Consider the following 17,989-nt stretch of genomic DNA (forward strand, 5'->3'; position numbering starts at 1 on the left):
CAGGTGGATGGCCGAGGGTTCTGGCCATGGGCGTCATGCCCGGGTGGTGGCCCTGAGCCGGGTTGTCGCGGTCAGGAGGAGATCACCGTCTCACTCTCGACCGAGGTCGCGGTGTTTGACGCTGACGGCTATTCCGGGGAGCTCGCGCAGGTGCGCGGCCAGCTCTCCGACGAGGGTCACCGATCGGTGTTTTCCGCCCGTGCAGCCAATGGCGATCGTAGCGTGTCTCTTGTTTTCGCGCTGATAGCCGGCCATGACCGGCTCGAGCGCAGCACCGAAAGCGGTGACGAACTCGCGGGCTCCCGGTTTGCCCAGCACATACTCGTTGACTGCCTTGTCGAGGCCGTTTTGCGGCCGGAGCTCGGGCACCCAGAAAGGATTGGGCAGGAATCGTGCGTCGCCGACCATGTCGGCGTCGGTCGGCAGGCCGTACTTGAAGCCGAAGCTGAGCACCGTCACCTGCACGCCCGGAGTCTCGGGTGCGGCGAAGCGCTCGGTGATGACGGTGGCGAGCTGGTGGATGTTGAGTTCGGACGTGTCGACGACGATGTCGCTCGACTCCCGCAACTCTTCCATTCGGCTTCGTTCGGCCAGAATGCCATCGAGAAGGGTGCCGTCGCCCTGAAGCGGGTGCGGTCGGCGGACCTGCTCGAACCGGCGCACGAGCGCCGCATCGGTCGCATCGAGGAACAGCACCCGGACCTTCGTGGGCATGGACTCCTGCAACGCCCGGACGGCCTCCTGCGCCTCGGAGAAGAGCCGCCCGCCACGCACATCGACGACGGCCGCGATCTTCGGCAACGAGTCGCCGGCCCGCTCAGCCAGGTCGATCAGCGGTCGCAGCATCTGCGCAGGAAGATTGTCGACGACGTACCAGCCGAGGTCTTCGAGCGCGTTTCCGACCGTCGACCGCCCCGCTCCCGACATGCCGGTGACGATCAGGACGTCCTGCTGTTCGGTGGTTTCACTCACGGCCGGGCCTCTCGCTGGCTTCTCGACGACGGGGCGAGCTTACCCGGGCCGCGCATCACACAGTCTCTCGTGTTGAAGGCGACAGCGCAGGATCCTGAGGCTCGTCGTGGTCTTCCGGTTCTGTCTCTGAGGTGGCCGGCTGCGACGCCGTGCCCAGCGTCTCGACAATGCTCGCCGCGAGCCTCGGACCGATGCCCTTCACCTCGGAGATATCGGAGGCCGTGGCCTTCTTGAGGCGCGCCACCGACCCGAAGTGCTTGAGGAGGACGCTGACGCGGGTGGCACCTAAGCCGGGTATCTCGGCGAGCTGACTCGAGATGTCGCGCTTGCGCTTCTGCCGCTGGAACGTGATCGCGAACCGGTGCGCCTCGTCTCGGATCCGCTGGATGAGGAATAGCGCGTCGGAGTTGCGAGGCAGGATGACCGGGAAGTCGTCGTCGGGGAGCCAGATCTCTTCGAGTCGTTTCGCGATGCCGCAGAGCTGAATCCCGGTCACGCCGAGGTCGTCCATCGCGCGCTGTGCGGCCGCGACCTGGGGCTGCCCGCCGTCGACGATGAGGAGATTGGGGCGGTACGCGAAACGCTTGCGCTGCTCCCCCACTTCTTCGACCGGTGCCGTCTCGTCGTCGAGCCGCGCAAGGCGCCGAGTGAGCGTCTGGTAGATCGACTCGGTGTCGTCGGTCGAGGAAGGGATGCTGAAGCGGCGGTACTGGTCTTTGCGAGGAAGGCCGTCTTCGAAGACCACCATCGACGCGACGATATTGGTGCCCTGCAGGTGCGACACGTCGTAGCACTCCATCCGCAACGGTGCGTCGCCCATGCCGAGAGCCTCTTGAATGTCGGCCAGAGCCGTCGAACGAGTGGCGAAGTCGGCACTGCGTCTGGTCTTGTAGAGCATCAGGGCCTGGCCGGCGTTGTTGGACGCCGTCTGCATGAGGTTGGCTTTGTCGCCCCGCTGAGGTGTGTGCAGAGCCACACGCCCTCGGACCCGGCCGTCTGTGCTGCCGGTCGTCCGGAGGTTGGAGAGCCAGACCTCGAGAGCCTCGGAGTCGTCAGGCAGGGTCGGCACGACGATCTCACGCGGGAGTTCGGCACCGGCGGCGTAGACGTCTTGGAGAGCCTGCTCGACGATGTCTCCGGTCGAGATCTCGATCTCTTTGTCGATCACCCACGCTCGTGCACCGCGGATGCGACCGCCCCGGACCGTGAAGAGCTGAACCGCCGCGGCGAGCTCGTCTTCCGCTACCGCGAAGAGGTCGAGGTCGACCGAGTCGCGAAGCACCACGGCCGATTTCTCGAGGACCGCTTCGAGGGCGCCGACCTGATCGCGGTACTTCGCGGCGTCTTCGTAACGGAACTCCTCGGCCGCGAGCTTCATCTGCTTCTGTCGGTCGGCGATCACCCGACGGTCGTAACTGCCCATGAAGCGGACGAACTCGTCGACGATTACGCGGTGCTCGTCGATCGTCACCCGCCCGGAGCACGGGCCGCCGCACCGCCCGATCTGTCCCGGGAAGCAGGGCTTGCCGGTCTCCATGGCCTTCTTGTAGCTCGAGTCGGAGCAGGTGCGGATCGGGAAGACCTTGATCATCAGGTCGATGGTGTCGTGCACCGCCCAGATCTTCGGGAACGGGCCGAAGTACTTGGCGCCCTTGATGCGGGTGTTGCGGGTCACCATCACGCGGGGCGCCTCGTCGGCCAGCGTGATCGCCATGAACGGATACGACTTGTCGTCACGGAACTTGACGTTAAAGGGCGGGTCGAACTCCTTGATCCAGGTGTACTCGAGCTGGAGTGCCTCGATGTCGGTGCCGACGGTGGTCCACTCGACACTCCTGGCAGTGAGCACCATTCGTCGAGTCCGCTCGTGCAGAGACGGCAGCGGAGCAAAGTAGTTGCTCAGCCGGGCTCGGAGATTTTTCGCCTTGCCGACGTAGAGCACTCGACCGCGCTCGTCGCGCCATCGATACACACCGGGCTCGGTGGGAATATCGCTCGCCTTGGGGCGCCAGGAGACAGTGTTCGACATCTCCGCCTACTTCGCCAGGGCCTTGGTGCGCGGGCGTCCCTTCGCCTTGGGGCCCGCCGCGGCGTCGATCGACCCCTTCTTCGCCGGTGCAGGAATCTCGCCCCTCGGCATCGACAGGATCTCGGCGAGGAATCGACCCGTGTGGCTCTCGGGGACGGTCGCGAGGTGCTCGGGAGTTCCCGTCGCCAGCACCCGACCACCGCCGGCACCGCCCTCGGGGCCCATGTCGATCAGCCAGTCGGCTGACTTGATCACGTCGAGGTTGTGCTCGATGGTGATGACCGTGTTGCCCTTCTCGACGAGGCCGTTCAGCACGAGCAGGAGCTTGCGGACGTCTTCGAAGTGAAGGCCCGTCGTGGGCTCGTCGAGCACGTAGATGCTTCGACCGTTGGAGCGCTTCTGCAGCTCCGTCGCGAGCTTAACCCGCTGCGCCTCGCCACCCGAGAGAGTCGTGGCGCTCTGACCGAGTCGGACGTAGCCGAGACCAACGTCGACCAGGGTCGACATGAACCGCGAGATCGAGCTGATCGGGGCGAAGAACTCGGCGGCCTCGCTGATCGGCATGTCGAGCACCTCGGAGATGTTCTTGCCCTTGTAGTGCACCTGGAGAGTGTCGCGGTTGTAGCGATCTCCGCCGCAAACCTCGCAGGCCACGTAGACGTCGGGCAAGAAGTTCATCTCGATCTTGATGGTGCCGTCACCCGCGCAGTTCTCGCAGCGCCCACCCTTGACGTTGAAGCTGAACCGGCCCGGCAGATACCCGCGGGCCTTCGCCTCCACCGTCTCCGCAAAGAGGTTGCGGATCTTGTCGAAGACACCGGTGTAGGTGGCCGGGTTCGACCGCGGGGTGCGGCCGATCGGGGCCTGGTCGACATGCACGACCTTGTCGAGGTTGTCGAGGCCGGTGACCCGAGTGTGCTTGCCGGGGATCTGACGAGCGCCGTTCAAGTTGTTGGCGAGGACCTTGTAGAGGATGTCGTTGACCAGCGACGACTTTCCGGAACCGCTCACCCCGGTGACGGCGACGAAGGTTCCGAGGGGGAAGTCGACCGTTACGTCAACGAGGTTGTTGGCCCGCGCGCCGACCACGGTGATCATGCGCTTCTTGTCAATCGGGCGGCGCTTCGTCGGCGTCGCGATGGAGCGTCGCCCCGCGAGATAGTCACCGGTGTATGACGACGTATTGGCGAGGAGCGCCTCGTAGCTCCCCGAGTGCACGACCGTGCCGCCGTTGACGCCCGCTCCGGGGCCGATGTCGACGATCCAGTCGGCGGTGCGAATGGTGTCTTCGTCGTGCTCGACCACGATCAACGTATTGCCGAGGTTCTTGAGCTTCACGAGAGTGTCGATCAACCGACGGTTGTCGCGCTGGTGCAGACCGATCGACGGTTCGTCGAGCACGTAGAGCACTCCGGTCAGGCCGGAGCCGATCTGAGTCGCCAGACGGATGCGCTGGGCCTCGCCACCGGAGAGGGAACCGGCCGACCGAGAAAGCGAGAGATAGGTCAGGCCGACCTCCAGCAGGAACTCCAGTCGGACGCGGATCTCACGGAGCACCTGAGCTGCGATGCGCGCTTCCCGGGTGGTGAGCTCGATGTCGTTCATGAAGGCGAACGAGTTGGTGAGGCTGAGCTCGGAGACGTCGGCGATGCTGTGGCCGTTCACCAGCACAGCCAGGACCTCGGGCTTCAAGCGCTTGCCCTTGCAGACGACGCAGGGAATCTCGCGGAGGTAGCTGGCGTAGCGCTGGCGCTGCGAGTCGCTCTCGGCCTCGGCGTACTTCCGCTCGATGTAGGGCATGACACCCTCGAAGCCGGTCGAGTACTTCATCTCGCGGCCGAAGCGGTTGCGGTAGCGAACGGTCACTTCGAAGTCGTTGCCCTCGAGCACGGCTTTCTGCACCTCGGGAGACAGATCGCGCCAGGGGGTTTTCAGCTTGAAGCCGAGGTCGCCCGCCAAGCCCTCGAGGAGCTTCTGGAAGTAGTTGTAGAGGCCCTTGCCCGACTGGGTCCAGGGCAGGATCACGCCCTCGGCCAGGCTGAGCTCTTCGTCGCCAAGGAGGAGGTCGGAGTCGACCGACATCTTCGTACCGAGGCCGGAGCACTCGGGGCACGCGCCGAACGGGGCATTGAACGAGAAGGTACGCGGTTCGATCTCGGTGAGCTGAAGCGGGTGGTTGTTCGGGCAGGAGAGCTTTTCGGAGAACGTCCGGTAGGCGGCCGTGCCGACCTCGTCGACGAAGTTGATCGTCACGAGGCCGTCGGTCAAGCGAAGTGCGGTCTCGAGCGAGTCGGTGAGACGCTGCAGCATGTCGTCGGAAGAGACGAGGCGGTCGACGACGACGGAGATGTCGTGCTTGATCTGCTTTTTTAGCTTGGGCGGCGAGCTCAGCTGGATCTGCTCGCCGTCGACGATCGCACGGGAGTAGCCCGACGACGCGAGCTCTTTGAACAGGTCGACGAACTCGCCCTTCTTCTGCGAGATGATCGGACTGAGCACCTGGAAGCGGCGCCCGCTCTCAAGGGTCATCAGCTGGTCGGCGATCTGCTGCACGCTCTGCTTGGCGATCGGCTCACCACAGACGGGGCAGTGGGGCACGCCGATGCGCGCCCAGAGAAGGCGCATGTAGTCGTAGATCTCGGTGATCGTGCCGACGGTCGAGCGCGGGTTGCGGTTCGTCGACTTCTGGTCGATCGACACGGCAGGGCTCAGGCCCTCGATGAAGTCGACGTCGGGTCGGTCGACCTGGCCGAGAAACTGACGAGCGTAGGCCGAGAGCGACTCGACGTAGCGTCGCTGCCCCTCGGCGAAGATCGTGTCGAATGCGAGGGACGACTTGCCCGATCCGCTCAGGCCCGTGAAGACAACCAGCGAGTCTCGAGGGATGGCGAGATCGACGTTCTGGAGGTTGTGGACGCGGGCGCCTTGAACGCTCAGAGTCGAAACGTCACCGGGATCGGCGATGCTCGCGTGAACGGTGCTGAAGTCGACGGCGGTGATGTCGCTGCCCTCGATGCCGGTGGGAGCGCCATCGCGCTTCTCGGAACCCTGTTTCTGGGAACCCTGGTTCGTGGAGTCACGCTTCTGAGACACGCTGGCGGCCTTGTTGGCGGGTGAAATCGACACTCTGTCCATTCTAGGGAGGGGGCCTTCGTGAGGCGGTGGTGTGAAAAGTGGAGGCTCAGCCGATGATGGGCTGCAGGCGGGTGAGACGGGCGGAGAGGTTCCAGAGCCGCGCTGCCGCCCTCCGGTTGCGAGCGTGTTTCTTGGCCCGAACAACCGCGGGAGCGCCGGTGAGCTGGAACCACCCGTCTGGCCCCCAGTATTCCCCGCCGGCGACGTCGGCGCCCGTCGCCGCCAGCGTCAGCGGGCGAGCGCCCTGGTCTTTGCCCTGCGAAACCGTGCGCATGAGCCCCACGACGGGTGCGGGCAACCATCGCCGCCGGACGATGCCGGGGCGCTGCTCGGTGAGGTTTTCGAGGGCGAAGCCGGGGTGGGCGACAATGCTTCGAACCGATGAACCCGCCTCGCGGAGACGGCGGTCGAGCTCGAACCCGAACGTCATGACAGCGAGCTTCGACCGGGCGTAGGCCACATAGTTGCGGTAGCGGCTCACCATCATGGGATCGTCGAGGTCGAGCCGGACCCACCGGTGGCTGATGCTGCCGAGGTGGATGATCCGCCCCGCGTCAGCGGCCGTCAGGTCGGGGAGCAGGTGAGCGATCAGAGCAAAGTGCCCGAGGTGGTTCGTACCGAACTGCAGCTCAAAACCGTCGGCCGTGGTGGCGCGCTTCCGTGAACCGACGACTCCGGCGTTGGCCACGAGGGTGTCGACTGCTCCCCCGGACCGGATCTCGAGGGCGGCCCGGCGGACCGAGTCGAGGTCGGCCAGGTCGGCGACGACGATCTCGAGATCGGCCCCGGGAACGCGCTCGCGTACGCGGGAGGCAGCTGCCTCGGCCCGGCCCCGATCACGGCACGCCATGACGACGGTGACTCCCGTGGCGGCAAGCTGCTCGGTCACGAAATACCCGAGACCGGCGTTTGCTCCCGTGACAACGACGCGACGCCTCGGCGACCCGTCGTCGGACTCAGCGGACATGCCCGGCGGCCTCCATGCCGCGAAGGTCTTTCTTCAACTCGGCGACCTCGTCGCGGAGACGCCCGGCCAATTCGAATTTCAGTTCGGCCGCGGCTTGGAGCATCTGGTCGTTGAGGTCGGCGATGATCGATTCGATACCGCCAGCGGCGGCAGCGGCCTTCCCCTCACGGCGCAGGTTCGGCGTCGGGGCCCGCTTGGAGCCCTGCCGGCCAGCGAGGAGCTCGGCCGTGTCGGCGCCCTCCCGGGCCAGGATCTCGGTGATGTCGGCGATCTTCTTGCGGAGCGGCTGCGGGTCGATGCCACGCTCCAGGTTGTAGGCGATCTGCTTGTCGCGGCGCCGCTCGGTCTCGTCAAGAGCCTGAGCCATCGAATCGGTCATCTTGTCGGCGTACATGTGCACCTCACCCGACACGTTGCGGGCTGCGCGGCCGATCGTCTGGATGAGCGACGTCGACGATCGCAGGAAGCCCTCTTTGTCGGCGTCGAGGATCGCGACGAGAGACACCTCGGGAAGGTCGAGGCCCTCTCGAAGAAGGTTGATGCCGACCAGGACGTCGTAGACGCCTTGGCGGAGCTCGGTCAGGAGCTCAACGCGACGAAGCGTGTCGACATCGGAGTGGAGATACCGCACCCGGACGCCGGCTTCGGTGAGGAAGTCGGTGAGCTCTTCGGACATCTTCTTCGTCAGGGTCGTGACGAGCACCCGCTCGTTTTTATCGACCCGGATCTTGATTTCTTCAAGGAGGTCGTCGATCTGGCCTTCGGACGGCTTGACGATGATCTTGGGGTCGATGAGGCCGGTCGGGCGGATGATCTGCTCAACGACGCTGTCGGTGATGCCGAGCTCGTAGCGCCCCGGGGTCGCCGACAGGTAGACCTTCTGGCCGACGCGGTTGAGGAACTCCTCGAACTTGAGAGGGCGGTTGTCGAGCGCGCTCGGAAGGCGGAAGCCATGGTCGACGAGGGTGCGCTTGCGTGAGGCATCGCCCTCGTACATTGCACCGATCTGGGGCACGGTGACGTGCGACTCGTCGATGACCACGAGGAAGTCGTCGGCGAAGTAGTCGAGCAGACAGTGCGGAGCCTCGCCCGGTTGACGGCCGTCGATGTGCGCCGAGTAGTTTTCGATGCCGTTGCAGAAGCCGATCTGCTCCATCATCTCGAGGTCGAACGTGGTGCGCATGCGCAGCCGCTGCGACTCGAGCAGCTTGCCCTGCTTGTCGAGCTCGGCGAGCCGCTCGGCGAGCTCCTCTTTGATCGTGCCGATGGCGCGATGCATGACGTCTGTGCCCGCCACGTAGTGCGACCCGGGGAACACGGAGACCGCGTCGATCGTGCGGACGACATCACCCGTGAGGGGATGCAGGTAGTACAGCGCCTCGATCTCGTCGCCGAACATCTCGATGCGAATCGCGAGCTCTTCGTACATCGGGATGATCTCGATCGTGTCGCCTCGCACGCGGAAGTTGCCACGGGAGAAGTCGATGTCGTTGCGCTGGTATTGCATCGCCACGAATCGCCGAACGAGCTGATCGCGCGGGATCGACATACCGACCTGGAGGGCGATCATCGCCTCCATGTACCCCTCGGGGGTGCCAAGACCGTAGATGCAGGAGACGGTCGAGACCACGATCACGTCGCGCCGGCTCAATAGTGAGTTGGTGGTCGAGTGACGCAGCCGTTCGACCTCGGCGTTGATCGAGGAGTCTTTCTCGATGAACGTGTCGGTCTGAGGCACGTATGCCTCAGGCTGGTAGTAGTCGTAGTACGACACGAAGTACTCGACCGCATTGTGCGGGAAGAGCTCACGGAACTCGTTGGCGAGCTGGGCCGCCAGGGTCTTGTTGTGGGCGAGGACGAGCGTGGGGCGCTGCACCTGCTCGACGAGCCACGCGGTGGTCGCCGACTTGCCCGTGCCGGTCGCGCCGAGAAGGACGACATCGGTTTCTCCGGCGTTGATACGGCCGGCGAGCTCAGCGATAGCGGCAGGCTGATCGCCGCTCGGCTGGTACTCGCTGACCACTTCGAAGGGGCGCACACTGCGAGTCGGTTCCATAGAACAAGTCTACGAGCGACCGCCGACACTCGTCCGACTCGAGCAGCCGGCCCCGGGGTGCTGGGAGCGAACAGGCGTCGGATCCTTCGGTATATCCGGGCCAAACCGCCTACTGTCGAGACACCTTCGCGCGGGCAAGAGCCTGCAGTTTCTCGGCAAGTCGATCGGTCTGTTCGAGAGTCGACTCGATGCTTGTCGAGGAGTCGACGACGTCGTCGGCCACAGCGAGCCGGGCCTCGTCGGTCGCCTGCGCATCCACGCGGCGTTCGGCATCGGCCCGGGTCATTCCGCGCAGGTCGACGAGGCGCGAGATGCGCTCGTCACGCGGCGTGTGCACGACCACGACGTGGTCGAAATCCCCCGCGCCGCGAGACTCGACGAGCAACGGAACGTCGTACACCACGACCCGGGAGGCGTCGTCTGCAACTGCCTCGCGCATGCGCTGCTGGCTCAGCTGACGGACGGCGGGGTGAGTGATCGCCTCGAGAGCGAGTCGGGCATCAGGATCCGCGAAGACGATCGACCCCAACGCGGCCCGGTCGAGCGAACCGTCGTCGCTCAGCACAGTCGGCCCGAATCGCTCGGCGATTGCCCGGAGCCCGGCGCTGCCCGGCTCGACAACTTCGCGCGCGAGCTTGTCAGCGTCGATGTGCGCCGCGCCGTGGCTGGCGAGCCGCGTCGAGACGAGAGTCTTGCCTGCTGCGATCCCGCCGGTCAGCCCCACTACGAACACAGCAACACCCTAGTGCCCGCCCGAGGAGATCGGCTGGTCGGTGTCGCCGCCACCGTGATGGCGAGATGGCCGAGACGACGGGTATCGGCGCTCGAGTTGGGAGATCCGGCCATCTCGCGCGGCCAAGGGTGGCACCACCGCACCGCCGCACTGCCGCGCCGCTCAACGCCGAACGGCGACCCACCCGAGGGTGAGCCGCCGTTGCGGATGCCGAGCCCCAAGGGGCTGGCGTTGTGACTAGTTGTTGCTCGAGAGACGCTCACGCAGAGCGGCGAGCGACTCGTCGTCGGCGAGCGTGCCAGCACCCGAAGCGGACTCGGCCGAGAACGACGAACCGGTCGGAGCCTCGAACGCGGTGGCCTCTTCGACGAGCGAAGCGGCAACCTGCTTCTTGTGTGCTTCCCAACGAGCCTGGGCGGCAGCGTAGTCCTGCTCCCACTTCTCGCGCTGGGACTCGAAGCCCTCGCGCCACTCGTTGGTCTCGGGGTCGAAGCCCTCGGGGTACTTGTAGTTGCCCTGGTCGTCGTACTCCGTGAGCATGCCGTAGAGAGCCGGGTCGAACTCGGTGCCCTCGGGGTCGACACCCTCGTTGGCCTGCTTGAGGCTCAGCGAGATGCGGCGACGCTCGAGGTCGATGTCGATGACCTTGACGAACACCTCGTCGCCGACCGACACGACCTGCTCGGCGAGCTCGACGTGCTTGGCGGAGAGCTCGGAGATGTGGACGAGACCCTCGATGCCGTCGGCGACGCGAACGAACGCACCGAACGGAACGAGCTTCGTGACCTTGCCGGGAGCAACCTGACCGATGGCGTGCGTACGAGCGAAGACCTGCCACGGGTCTTCCTGGGTGGCCTTGAGCGACAGCGACACGCGCTCGCGCTCGAGGTCGACCTCGAGGATCTCGACGGTGACCTCTTGGCCCACCTCGACGACCTCGGAGGCGTGCTCGATGTGCTTCCAGGAGAGCTCGGAGACGTGGACGAGACCGTCGACGCCGCCCAGGTCGACGAACGCACCGAAGTTGACGATCGACGACACGATGCCCTTGCGGACCTGGCCCTTGTGGAGGTTGTTGAGGAACGAGGTGCGGCTCTCGGACTGCGTCTGCTCGAGCAGCGCGCGACGCGACAGGACCACGTTGTTGCGGTTCTTGTCGAGCTCGAGGATCTTGGCCTCGATCTCCTGGCCGAGGTACGGCGTGAGGTCGCGCACGCGGCGAAGCTCGATGAGCGACGCGGGCAGGAAGCCTCGGAGACCGATGTCGACGATGAGACCGCCCTTGACGACCTCGATGACCGTTCCGGTGACGACGCCGTCGGCGTCTTTGATCTTCTCGACGTCTCCCCAGGCACGCTCGTACTGAGCACGCTTCTTGGAGAGGATCAGGCGGCCTTCTTTGTCTTCCTTCTGGAGGACGAGGGCTTCGACCGTGTCGCCGACGTTGACGACCTCGGTGGGGTCGACGTCGTGCTTGATCGAGAGTTCGCGAGAGGGGATGACACCCTCGGTCTTGTACCCGACGTCGAGGAGAACCTCGTCGCGGTCGATCTTGACGACGGTGCCCTCGATGAGGTCTCCGTCGTTGAAGAACTTGAGAGTCTTTTCGACCGCGGCAAGGAAGTCTTCAGCAGATCCGATGTCGTTGATGGCGACCTGCTTGGGTGCCTTGGTCGTTACGATTGTCATGTAGTGGTTGCTCCGTTTTGGGCATTTCTCGGGCCGCATCTCGCTGACATGGATCGACCGGAGTCGGCGTGCCAGGGGTGTGTGAGAGTGCAGCGTGCGGATGATTCGACGCAGTTTGCGCCCAGCGAGTCTAACGGCTAGTCGGCCCCTCGATCAACCTGCGGCGCGCGGGATGTCAGTGAGCGCCGTGAGAAGTGGCCGAGCGCGCGCCCGACGTCAGCCGAGGAGCGCTCGGCGCAGCGTGTCGAGGCCTACTCCCCCGAGTGCGAGGGCCTCGGAGTGGAATCGACGAACGTCGAACGAGTCGCCCTCGCGCCGTGCCCGCTCGGCCCGCAGATCTTCCCAGACCCTCTGGCCGACTTTGTATGAGGGAGCCTGCCCCGGCCAGCCGAGATAGCGGTCGATCTCGAATCGCAGGGTCGCTTCGGCCTCGTGCGCGTTGTCCATCAGGAATGCGAGGGCCTTGGCGTGGTCCCACACGCCGCCGGCCTCGCGAGATGGTGTGCCCGGGAACTCCTTGCCGAGGTGCACACCGAGGTCGATCACGACTCGTGCGGCCCGCATGCGCTGGCCGTCGAGCATACCCAGCCGGTCGGCGGGGTCGGCGAGGTAGCCGAGTTCGTCCATGAGGCGCTCCGCGTAGAGCGCCCAGCCCTCGGCATGGCCCGAGGTGCCGGCGATCGATCGACGGTAGGTGTTGAGCGACGCTCTGTTGTAGACGGCTTGGCCGAGCTGCAGGTGATGTCCCGGCACGCCCTCGTGGTAGACCGTCGTCTTCTCCCGCCAGGTCGTGAATCGCGTCGTGCCGACGGGAACCGACCACCACATGCGGCCGGGCCTCGAGAAATCGTCACTCGGGCTGGTGTAGTAGACGCCGCCGTCTTTGGTCGGGGCGATGCGGCACTCGAGCGTGCGAATGGCCTCGGGAATGTCGAAGTGGGTCCGGCCCAGTTCGTCGACCGCCCTGTCGCTCGTCTCTTGCATCCAGCTCTGCAGAGCAGCGGTGCCGTGCAGGCTGCGGGAGTCGTCAGCGTCGAGCACTTCGATGGCGCGCTCGACCGTGGCCCCCGGCTCGATCATCTGGGCGATCGCCTCCTGCTCGGCGGTCATGCGCGCCAGTTCGACTCGACCCCACTCGTAGGTCTCGTCGAGGTCGACGGTGGCACCGAGGAAGCGTCGCGAGTGGAGCTCGTAGGCCTCGCGACCGACTCCGTCGTGCTCGGTGGCAGCCGGAAGCAACTGCTCGACGAGGAATGCGCGGAAGCGGAGGTAGGCAGCCGCCGCACTGGCGGCGTTCGCCGAGAGCTCGTCGCGCAGCGCCTCCGACACCGGCTCTCCCGATTCGAAACGAGGATCCGCGGCGAAAGTCGAGAAGAAGCCGTCCGGGGCCGTGTTGCGCACGCACTGCTCCGCCACCGCCTCGACCTGGCGCTTGGCGGGGACGACGCCCTCGTCGATGCCGTGCACGAGCGTGATCGTATAGCCGTGGAGGGCTGTCTCGACCTCGGCCAGGCGACCGGCGACGGCCTTCCAGTGGGCCTCGGTCGCCGTGGGCATCAGGTCGAAGACGTCGCGGATGCCCTGCGCCGGGGACGCGATGACATTGAGGTCGCGAAGCTGCAGGCGTCGCTCGTCGTACTCGAGGTCAAGTTGGAGCGAGGCGGTGAGATCGTCTTTGGTCACTCGGTCGACATCATCGGCGGGCTCGGTCGCCCCGAGTTCGGCGAGAGTTTCACGGACGGCCGCTACATACCGAGCCTGGCCTTCTGGTGAGTAGTCGGCGTAGCGGTTGGGCCCGCCCTCGCGCCCGAGCCAAATGGCCCAGTCGGGACTGAGGTCGACCAGAGTGTCGACCCATCGCTCGGCGATGGCATCGATGGGGGTACTCGAACGGACGGGGGCGGTGGCGTCGGTGCTCATGTACCGAGCCTAGCCAGGGCCTCCCCCATCGGCTCTCTACAGCTCGATCGACGAGCCCGACTGGATGGCCTCGACCAGGCGGGTGACGGCCGGATCGCCCATGAACAGTTGGAATGGGACGACGGGAGTGCCCTCGGGAGCAGCCTGTCGGGCGCGTGCGGCGAGGTTGTTCTGCGTGACGACGACGTCGGTGTCAGCGGGGATCTCATGAACGGCGGAGTGCGAGACCTCGACACCGCTCTTCTTCAACTGCTTCTTGAGCGTGGTCGCGAGCATGATGCTCGAGCCCATGCCGGCGTCGCAGGCGACCACCAATTTCTTGACGTGTGCTCCATCGAGGGTGGCCACGGTAGCTCCTAGGTCGGCGGCGGGGATTACCCAATGATGCTCCGCGCGAGGGTGTGGTGCCCACGAGGCCGGAGGCACGTCGGTCGAGACGCACGGAGCAGTGCCCGAGCCCCTGGGCTCGGGCAGCGGTCAGTCAGTGCGCGGCGGCATCCCAGCTCTCGCCGAGGCCGACCGAGACGTCGAGGGGAACACGGAGCTCGGCCGCCGACCCCATCCGGCGCCGAACGACGTCTTCGACTATCTCGGCCTCCCCCTCGGCGACCTCGACGATGAGTTCGTCGTGCACCTGGAGCAGCACCCGCGACTGCAGCTCGCGCTGGTCGATCTCAGAGCGGACGCCGAGCATGGCGCGCTTCATGATGTCGGCGGCGGAGCCTTGGATCGGTGCGTTCAAAGCGGCGCGCTCGGCGTTCTCACGCAGCACGCGGTTCGACGACTTCAGGTCGGCGAACGGGCGCCGACGCCCGAAGATCGTCTCGGTGTAGCCGTCGTCGCGGGCCTGCTCGACGACGTTGCGGAGGTACTCGCGCACCGCCCCGAATCGCGAGAAGTAGTCGGTCATCAACTGCTTCGCCTCGGCGGTCTCGATACGCAGCTGCTTCGACAGCCCGAAGGCGCTCAGCCCATAGGCGAGGCCGTACGACATGGCCTTGACCTTGGTGCGCATCGCGGGGCTGACTTCAGAGGGCTCGACGCCGAAGATGCGGGCCCCGACGAAGCGGTGCAGGTCTTCACCCTCGGTGAACGCGGTGATGAGGCCTTCGTCGCCCGAGAGGTGCGCCATGATGCGCATCTCGATCTGCGAGTAGTCGGCCGTCAGGAGCGTCTGGTAGTCGGGACCATGCTGGAACGTGGCCCGGATCTCGTGGCCGACCGCGGTCTTGACCGGGATGTTCTGCAGGTTGGGGTCGATCGACGAGATTCGGCCGGTGGTCGTGCCCGTCTGGTCGTAGGTCGTGTGGATGCGGCCGTTGTCGTCGATCGCCTTGTCGAGGGTGTCGATGATCTGGCGCAGCTTCGTGGCGTCGCGATGCTTGAGCAGCAGCCCCAGGAAGGGATGGGGGTGCTTTTCTTGCAGGTCGGCGAGGGAAGCGGCATCGGTCGAGTAGCCGGTCTTCATCGAGCGGGTCTTCGGCATGTCGAGCTGTTCGAACAGCACCTCTTGCAGCTGCTTGGGCGAGCCGAGGTTGACCTCACGGCCGATGACCTCGAATGCCTCGGCCGCGAGCGTCGCCGCCGTGTCGGCGAGGCGTGCAGAGAGGGCTCGAAGAGCGGGGCGGTCGGTCGCCACGCCCGTGAGCTCCATATCGCCGAGCACCGGAACGAGCGGAAGCTCGAGGTCGCGCAACACGCCCCGGGAGCCCTCGTCGAGCAGCTCGTCGAGCTCCGCGGAGACACGCAGGGCGAACCACGCCTCGGCAGCGGCACCGCCGGCGTCGTCGGCGGGTACGAGTTGGTCGGGGTCGGCGACCGGCATGCGTTCGGCCAGGTGCTCGTAGACCAGGTCGGCGAGTGCGAACGAAGTACGCCCCGGTCGCAGGAGCCACGCGGCGATGCGCGGGTCGCCGACGAGGCCGGTTAGGGTGAGACCGACTCGCTTGAGCGCCTTGTACGCGCGCTTGGCGTCGTGCACGACCTTGGGTGAGTCGGCGTCGAGCCACGCCTCGAGAGCCACGTAGTCGCCTCGGCCCGCCGCCCAGGGGATGTAGACCGAATCGTCGCTGGCCGCGATGCCGAGGCCGGTGACTGTGCCGTCACTGCCGTACTCGACCGACACGCCGACCGGCGGTTTGTCGGCGGCGGCGTGGGTGCGCAGCCAGTGCGCCAGCTCTTCGTCGACGAGTGTGCGAACGACCGGGACGACGGGGCCGGAGGGTGCCTCGGGCTCGGCGGCGACGCCTGCGGTGGGAGCCGAGGATCCGGCGGCACCGCCCTCGGCCAACGCGACCACGCGCTCGAGCAGCGTGCGGAACTGCAGTCGATCGAACACCTCGCGCACGGCGGGCACGTCAATCGGGCGTCGCTCGAGATCGTCGGGGCCGACCGGCAGATCGACGTCGGTGACGAGACGGTTGAGTTTGCGGTTGCGGACGGCGCGGTCGTACTGCTCGCGGAACTTGTCGCCGACGACGCCCTTGATCTCGTCGCGGTGCGCCACGACCTCGTCAAGAGAGCCGAACTGGTTGATCCACTTCACGGCCGTTTTCTCGCCGACCTTGTCGACGCCGATCAGGTTGTCACTCGTCTCGCCGACGAGGGCCGCGACCTCGGGGTACTGGTGGGGTTCGATGCCGTAGCGCTCGAACACCTTGTCGCGGTCGTAGCGCGTGAGATCGGTGACGCCGCGGGCCGAGGGGTAGAGCAGTGTGACGTCGTCGTTGACCATCTGGATGGCGTCGCGGTCACCCGAGACCACGAACACCTTGTAGCCGCCGGACGACCCCCGGGCGGCGAGGGTGGCGAGGATGTCGTCGGCCTCAAAGTCTTCTTTGGTGATCGTGGTGATGCCCATCGCGTGCAGCGCCTCTTCGAGCAGAGGGATCTGACCGACGAACTCGACCGGAGTCTCGTTTCGGGTGCCCTTGTACTCGGGGTATTCACGCGTGCGGAACGAATACCGGGAGATGTCGAAGGCGACCGCCAAGTGAGTCGGCTTCTCGTTCTTGAGCAGGTTGAGCAGCATCGAGATGAAGCCGTGGATGGCGTTCGTGTGCTGGCCGTCACGATTGACGAAACTGTCGATGGGCAGGGCGTAGAAGGCCCTGAAGGCCAGGGAATGACCGTCGATTACGAGAAGGGTAGGCTTTTCTGAGCTCGGCACCCCGTCAGCCTAGCCGCCCCCTCCGACACTCGTCTTGGCCTCGGATCCTGGGCTCTTTTCCCTCTCGCCGCCCTGGAGAAATCGTGACCGACCAGCCGTTCAGCCCCGCCGCCCTCGCCTTCCTCGACGGCCGCGGCGCCGGCGAGCTCGCCGAGAAGATGGGCATCGAGATCGTTGCGCTGAGCGCCGAGCACGCGGTCGCCACCATGCCGGTCGACGGCAATCGGCAGCCGGTCGGCATCTTGCACGGCGGGGCTCACGTCGTGCTCGCCGAGTCGCTCGGGTCGATGGCTGCGAGCGTCCACGCCGGGCCGGGCCGCATCGCCATGGGCATCGAGCTCAACGCCTCGCACAGCCGAGCCGCCTCGGCGGGCGTCGTCACGGGCACGTGCACAGCGATCCACCTGGGCCGCACGCTGACGACGCACGAGATTGTCATGACCGACGAGGAGGGGCGGCGCCTCTCGACGGTGCGGATCACCAACATCCTTCGCGATGCGCGTACGTCTTAGGCGGCAGCCGCCTGGAGCCTTAGCCGCGCCTCCGTTGCAAATGTGAAGGAGAAACCTCGGCGAGCTGACGAATTCATAGGGATCTGCGGGAGCGAGGGCGAGAATCTCCTTCAAATTCGAAGGAGAGGGGCGGGCACGTAGAAGCGGCCGGCTCCCAGAGGGAACCGGCCGCCGCGGTGAGTACAGCTACTTCTTGACGCTTACTTCTTGACGCTGAGCTGCTCGATGATGGCCTGGGCGACATCGTGCATGGTGAGACGGCGATCCATCGACGCCTTCTGGATCCAGCGGAAGGCCTCGGGCTCGGTGAGACCCATCTTCTCGTTCAGCAGGCCCTTGGCGCGATCGACGAGCTTGCGCGTCTCGAAGCGCTCGACCAGGTCGGCGACCTCGGCCTCGAGGGTGATGATCTGCGTGTAGCGCGAGAGAGCGATCTCGATCGCGGGCAGGAGGTCGTTGGGGGTGAACGGCTTGACGACGTAGGCGAGGGCGCCGGCCTCGCTGGCGCGCTCGACGAGCTCCTTCTGGCTGAAGGCGGTGAGAAGAACCACGGGAGCGATGTGATGTTTCGACAGTGTCTCGGCCGCGGAGATGCCGTCGAGCTTGGGCATCTTGACGTCCATGATCACCAGGTCGGGACGAAGTTCGGTGGCCAGTGCGACCGCAGTCTCGCCGTCGCCCGCCTCGCCGACGACCTCGAAGCCGTTGTCGCGAAGGATCTCGACGATGTCGAGACGGATGAGTGACTCGTCTTCGGCGACGACTACTCGGCGGGGAGCTGCTGGTGTTGCTTCTAGGTCACTCACG

12 protein-coding genes are annotated in these 17,989 nt (G+C 65.9%); 1 reads left to right on the plus strand and 11 read right to left on the minus strand.

All coding sequences use genetic code 11. From position 1 onward, the window contains the following. Positions 1 to 90 precede the first annotated feature (90 nt). From rapZ to polA, 10 genes are all read right to left on the minus strand, one after another. Positions 91 to 972, minus strand: coding sequence for an RNase adapter RapZ (gene rapZ, locus EDF39_RS13305; protein WP_123943836.1), 882 nt, complete (start codon positions 970 to 972; stop codon positions 91 to 93). A gap of 55 nt (positions 973 to 1,027) precedes the next feature. Continuing rightward, positions 1,028 to 3,001, minus strand: coding sequence for an excinuclease ABC subunit UvrC (gene uvrC / locus EDF39_RS13310; RefSeq protein WP_123943838.1), 1,974 nt, complete (start codon positions 2,999 to 3,001; stop codon positions 1,028 to 1,030). 6 nt (positions 3,002 to 3,007) lie between these two features. After that, complete coding sequence (uvrA, locus tag EDF39_RS13315; RefSeq protein WP_123944234.1) at positions 3,008 to 5,965, minus strand: excinuclease ABC subunit UvrA; 2,958 nt, start codon at positions 5,963 to 5,965, stop codon at positions 3,008 to 3,010. A 217-nt stretch (positions 5,966 to 6,182) separates the two neighbouring features. Further along, positions 6,183 to 7,103, minus strand: coding sequence for an SDR family NAD(P)-dependent oxidoreductase (locus EDF39_RS13320; protein ID WP_055957816.1), 921 nt, complete (start codon positions 7,101 to 7,103; stop codon positions 6,183 to 6,185). Beyond that, positions 7,093 to 9,159, minus strand: coding sequence for an excinuclease ABC subunit UvrB (uvrB, locus tag EDF39_RS13325; protein WP_055957819.1), 2,067 nt, complete (start codon positions 9,157 to 9,159; stop codon positions 7,093 to 7,095). Before uvrB ends, EDF39_RS13320 begins: the two co-directional genes overlap by 11 nt. A 109-nt stretch (positions 9,160 to 9,268) precedes the next feature. Continuing rightward, positions 9,269 to 9,892 (minus strand): dephospho-CoA kinase, encoded by a 624-nt coding sequence (gene coaE / locus EDF39_RS13330; protein ID WP_123943840.1) that lies wholly within the window; start codon positions 9,890 to 9,892, stop codon positions 9,269 to 9,271. 237 nt (positions 9,893 to 10,129) lie between these two features. Further along, positions 10,130 to 11,581, minus strand: coding sequence for a 30S ribosomal protein S1 (gene rpsA / locus EDF39_RS13335; RefSeq protein WP_055957825.1), 1,452 nt, complete (start codon positions 11,579 to 11,581; stop codon positions 10,130 to 10,132). Positions 11,582 to 11,797: 216 nt separating this feature from the next. Beyond that, positions 11,798 to 13,501: a DUF885 domain-containing protein gene (locus tag EDF39_RS13340; protein ID WP_123943842.1), complete on the minus strand. Its 1,704-nt coding sequence runs from the start codon at positions 13,499 to 13,501 to the stop codon at positions 11,798 to 11,800. Positions 13,502 to 13,537: 36 nt separating this feature from the next. Continuing rightward, complete coding sequence (locus EDF39_RS13345; RefSeq protein WP_055957831.1) at positions 13,538 to 13,849, minus strand: PTS lactose transporter subunit IIB; 312 nt, start codon at positions 13,847 to 13,849, stop codon at positions 13,538 to 13,540. A gap of 133 nt (positions 13,850 to 13,982) precedes the next feature. Beyond that, positions 13,983 to 16,670 (minus strand): DNA polymerase I, encoded by a 2,688-nt coding sequence (gene polA / locus EDF39_RS13350; RefSeq protein ID WP_123943844.1) that lies wholly within the window; start codon positions 16,668 to 16,670, stop codon positions 13,983 to 13,985. 158 nt (positions 16,671 to 16,828) lie between these two features. Here polA and EDF39_RS13355 point away from each other — a divergent pair, with 158 nt between their 5' ends. Continuing rightward, positions 16,829 to 17,182 (plus strand): hotdog fold thioesterase, encoded by a 354-nt coding sequence (locus tag EDF39_RS13355; protein WP_123944235.1) that lies wholly within the window; start codon positions 16,829 to 16,831, stop codon positions 17,180 to 17,182. Positions 17,183 to 17,382: 200 nt separating this feature from the next. Here the strand turns inward: EDF39_RS13355 and EDF39_RS13360 are convergent, their stop codons facing one another. After that, positions 17,383 to 17,988: an ANTAR domain-containing response regulator gene (locus EDF39_RS13360; protein WP_123943846.1), complete on the minus strand. Its 606-nt coding sequence runs from the start codon at positions 17,986 to 17,988 to the stop codon at positions 17,383 to 17,385. Position 17,989 lies beyond the last annotated feature (1 nt).

The organism is Frondihabitans sp. PhB161 (genome assembly GCF_003814635.1).
In the GTDB taxonomy this organism is placed as follows: domain Bacteria; phylum Actinomycetota; class Actinomycetes; order Actinomycetales; family Microbacteriaceae; genus Frondihabitans.

What these genes read in the sequence shown, in the direction of transcription:
- uvrB (WP_055957819.1), bottom strand. Translation starts at nt 9,159, where the DNA reads ATGGAACCGACTCGCAGTGTGCGCCCCTTCGAAGTGGTCAGCGAGTAC.
- EDF39_RS13320 (WP_055957816.1), bottom strand. Translation starts at nt 7,103, where the DNA reads ATGTCCGCTGAGTCCGACGACGGGTCGCCGAGGCGTCGCGTCGTTGTC.
- rpsA (WP_055957825.1), bottom strand. Translation starts at nt 11,581, where the DNA reads ATGACAATCGTAACGACCAAGGCACCCAAGCAGGTCGCCATCAACGAC.
- EDF39_RS13355 (WP_123944235.1), top strand. Translation starts at nt 16,829, where the DNA reads ATGGGCATCGAGATCGTTGCGCTGAGCGCCGAGCACGCGGTCGCCACC.
- EDF39_RS13340 (WP_123943842.1), bottom strand. Translation starts at nt 13,501, where the DNA reads ATGAGCACCGACGCCACCGCCCCCGTCCGTTCGAGTACCCCCATCGAT.
- uvrC (WP_123943838.1), bottom strand. Translation starts at nt 3,001, where the DNA reads ATGTCGAACACTGTCTCCTGGCGCCCCAAGGCGAGCGATATTCCCACC.